The 3,295-nt window shown below is 31.0% G+C and carries 5 protein-coding genes and 1 pseudogene; 2 read left to right on the forward strand and 4 right to left on the reverse strand.

Going from position 1 to position 3,295, the window contains the following annotated elements; all coding sequences use genetic code 11:
- The coding region (locus tag AFK68_RS38140; protein WP_210407236.1) for a hypothetical protein at positions 1-186 on the forward strand (186 nt) is incomplete at its 5' end.
- Between the two features lie 30 nt (positions 187-216).
- Positions 217-840, forward strand: a complete 624-nt coding sequence (locus AFK68_RS04950; protein WP_094671833.1) for a uridine kinase — start codon at positions 217-219, stop codon at positions 838-840.
- Positions 841-1,108: 268 nt separating this feature from the next.
- Here the strand turns inward: AFK68_RS04950 and AFK68_RS04955 are convergent, their stop codons facing one another.
- The 4 genes and pseudogenes from AFK68_RS04955 to AFK68_RS38145 all read right to left on the reverse strand — a co-directional run bounded on the left by AFK68_RS04955 (position 1,109) and on the right by AFK68_RS38145 (position 3,120).
- Complete coding sequence (locus AFK68_RS04955) at positions 1,109-1,405, reverse strand: hypothetical protein (protein ID WP_094671834.1); 297 nt, start codon at positions 1,403-1,405, stop codon at positions 1,109-1,111.
- Positions 1,406-1,731: 326 nt separating this feature from the next.
- Positions 1,732-1,842: pseudogene (locus AFK68_RS44245) on the reverse strand (acyl carrier protein); the annotation flags it as partial.
- A gap of 120 nt (positions 1,843-1,962) precedes the next feature.
- Entirely contained in the window at positions 1,963-2,532 is a 570-nt protein-coding gene (locus AFK68_RS04960) for a pentapeptide repeat-containing protein (RefSeq protein WP_094671835.1), read from the reverse strand.
- A gap of 120 nt (positions 2,533-2,652) precedes the next feature.
- Complete coding sequence (locus AFK68_RS38145) at positions 2,653-3,120, reverse strand: globin domain-containing protein (RefSeq protein ID WP_210407237.1); 468 nt, start codon at positions 3,118-3,120, stop codon at positions 2,653-2,655.
- Between the last annotated feature and the right edge of the window lie 175 nt (positions 3,121-3,295).

Consider the following 3,295-nt stretch of genomic DNA (forward strand, 5'->3'; position numbering starts at 1 on the left):
AATTTGATTAATTTCTGTTTGGCAAGATTGGAGTTTTTCCTGAAATTTATCGGCTTTTTCTTGGATGGTATTGAATTTTTCTTGGAGAAAAATTTTGCCGAAAAACTAAAACCCTACCTTTTAAGGCAAAATGTTTTTGGAGGTTTATTCAAAATCTCTGTGATACAAATAACTTCTGACTTCTGACTTCTGATTTTTCTAACAAGCTTGGTTAATATGGAAAATTTAATTAATACTTTATCTGAAAAAAGTCAAAATACAAAACCTTTGATGGTAGCTGTTTCTGGAATTGATGGTTCAGGAAAAGGCTATATCGGTTCTCAAATAAATAGCTCATTGCAAGAAATTGGTATTAATAGTTATCTTATTGGAATTGACGGATGGCTAGAATTACCAGAAAAACGATTCAGTAATACAAATCCGGCAGAACATTTCTATAACAATGGATTGAGATTTACAGAAATGTTCTCTACATTAGTTGCTCCACTTCAACAAACTGGATCTATTGACTTAATTGCTAATCATGCAGATGCTAGTAATTCCAATTCATACACACAATATCATTATCAGATAGACAATGCAGAAATAGTAATTTTAGAGGGTATCTTTTTGTTTCAAAATAAATTTAACTTTGATTATCGGATTTGGATTGACTGTAGTTTTGAAACGGCTTTTAAAAGAGCATTAAATCGTAACCAAGAAGGTATTTCTGAAGTAGAATTAAGGCAGGATTACGAAACTATATATTTTCCAGCTCAACGGTTACACTTTGCTCAAGATAAACCAAAACAAATGGCTGATTTTATTATAGTTAACGATGATAAGTTTAAGGAATACTAAGTGATAGTATCACCAAATAATTAATAATTAAGAGTTGATAGTCAATTAATTATTCATTCAACAATGCAGATTTGAAGCCTCCCCTTTTAAGGAATCAAAAAATTTCCTTTTAGTCAATCCTATCCGTTTTAAAAAGGGGTAATTATTAATTGTATTCCTAGGTCATGCTGCGCCAACGGCTTTCCCCGACATGAACATTGTTAATTGCTGAATATTCTCTTCCTCTTAAATAATTATCAAATTTTTTCTACAAATCCAAACTTTCTAATTATTGCCACAATTGCTCCATGAATTTATCAATATCTGTTAATTGCATATTTCCTAAAGCTTCCCACTCTTCAGATGTATAATTATCGTCAATTCTCATCACATCTTGTGTCCAATAAGCTAAAGTAGATGGTTCTTCCATGAGTTTTCTAGCCATTTCTTCAGTAGTTTTCCCAGGATTTTTCCCAGTGATTTTTGTAGCTAAACAAAACTTTAATAATTTTTCTAAGTTACTATTGGGAGAAACTAACATGAGAAATGCCATATTTTTTGCTAGCAAGTGCTTGTGTGATTCCATAAATTTTCTATCTTTTGTTATTAATTAATTTTAGGATTGTATAATTTTATAGCAACCCTAAATAGGTTATAAGATTTTATTGTAGGGGTTTTGTCTCCAAACCCAAAACAAGAAGGGATTTGGTTTACAAATCCCTACAGTTTTTCTCATAAATCATTTAAGATTAGTATAGCATTTTTGTGACATTGTACAAATTTATTTAGTCTTCAATTGTAAGTATTCAGCTATTAGTAATAAGATCCAGCTCTTCAAGCTATCCATTATAGAGTTTGATCTTAAGAAAGATATTTATAAAGTATAGTCTTAAGGGTGGGGTTTAAATTTCNTTTTTCGATTTTGCTCCGGAGTTCCACAACGCTCAAAGAATCAAAACCTAATTCTAGAACAGATTCGTTGAGGTCTAAACCTTCAGAAGAAAATAATCCCGAAAAATCCATTATAGAGTTTGATCTTAAGAAAGATATTTATAAAGTATAGTCTTAAGGGTGGGGTTTAAATTTCCTACCAAAAACAATAGCTGATAGCTGTTAGCTGACGGCTGAATGCTTACCTTCAATTTAATCATGTTTAGAACCATCTGGCATAATTGCGTCTTTTAAATAAGCATTAGAAAGTTCATAAATACTTACTTTTGCATCTGTAAGATTAGCACCAACTAAATAAGTTTCTGTTAGATTTGCACCACTTAAACTTGCTCCTGTTAAGTTAACACCACTTAAGTTAGTATTGCTTAAGTCGGCACAAACTAAATTTGCATAACTCATTTGACTATTGCTTAAATTAGCATTTTTCAAGTTAGTAAAAGTCAGATTTGCTTCAGTAAAATCACTTGTAGATAGTTTAGCATAACTTAAATTTGCATAGCTTAAGTTAGCCTTTTTAAGATTAGCATTTTCTAGAGTTGCTTGACTTAAATTTGCTTCATTAAGATTAGAATTTTTTAAATCAATATTTGCTAAATATGCTCCTGGTGCTTGTAAACTTCTCAGAGAAATACCGTCTTTATTCAAGTCTTGAATTGCCATAAATCTTGCCTGACTATCTTTGACACCTTTAGCTGCATCTATGATACTCCATGCTTGATAATGAAATTGTTTTTTTCGGTCAGGAGTTTCTTTAAGAAACAAAACTACAACGACAATAACACTAATAGCATCAATAGAATCTAATGTCTTAGCTAAAAAGGAATCTTCATCTATTATATTAACTACTACAACTGTCAGAAGAACCGCAATAATTACTACTAACTATTTTGGTGATATCCAGAAAAGATTAACTATTTTTACTATTAATTTTTGCAGTTTTACTGTTGCTTCTTCTTGATAATATTGGTCGTTTGATTGTTGTTTTACTTGGTTGATTTGTGGTGTAAATTTTTGTTGAGTAGTCTCGTTTGATACAGATTTTTCTTGTGATTCAGATTTAGGTTTTTGAGCTGTTTCTGCGGCTGGTTTAGTTGTATTTATATAACCTGCACCTTCAAACATTAATCTGGTAATTTGACCAATCGCATATACCCAAGCTTTGCTAACTTCTGGAGTCCAATCATCTTTAAGATATTGCTTGAAAGTTCTGAGTAATGTTTTTCCTACTAACGGATAATGTTGTTTTAAAGTACCATAATTAACATGACGAGAACCAAGGTTTTGTAAGACTTCTGCTAATGCTTCTCGATGGCGTAAATTTTCTACTACTAATACTAAAGAATTGAGCAATTTTTTCTGTTAATTAGATATTTAATTCTTAGCAAATAATGGTTTTGCTTCTGGAGCTGCCATAAATAGATTTTCAGAGAAACTAGCAGCAAATTCTTTTCCGTAAGGTTTGATTTTCTCAAAGCTATTTTCAATGATTTCTACTTGTAACTGAGAACTTGGTTTTGAGACTGGA

The organism is Hydrocoleum sp. CS-953 (genome assembly GCF_002260545.1).
GTDB lineage: Bacteria > Cyanobacteriota > Cyanobacteriia > Cyanobacteriales > Microcoleaceae > Trichodesmium.

What these genes read in the sequence shown, in the direction of transcription:
- AFK68_RS04950 (WP_094671833.1), top strand. Translation starts at nt 217, where the DNA reads ATGGAAAATTTAATTAATACTTTATCTGAAAAAAGTCAAAATACAAAA.
- AFK68_RS04955 (WP_094671834.1), bottom strand. Translation starts at nt 1,405, where the DNA reads ATGGAATCACACAAGCACTTGCTAGCAAAAAATATGGCATTTCTCATG.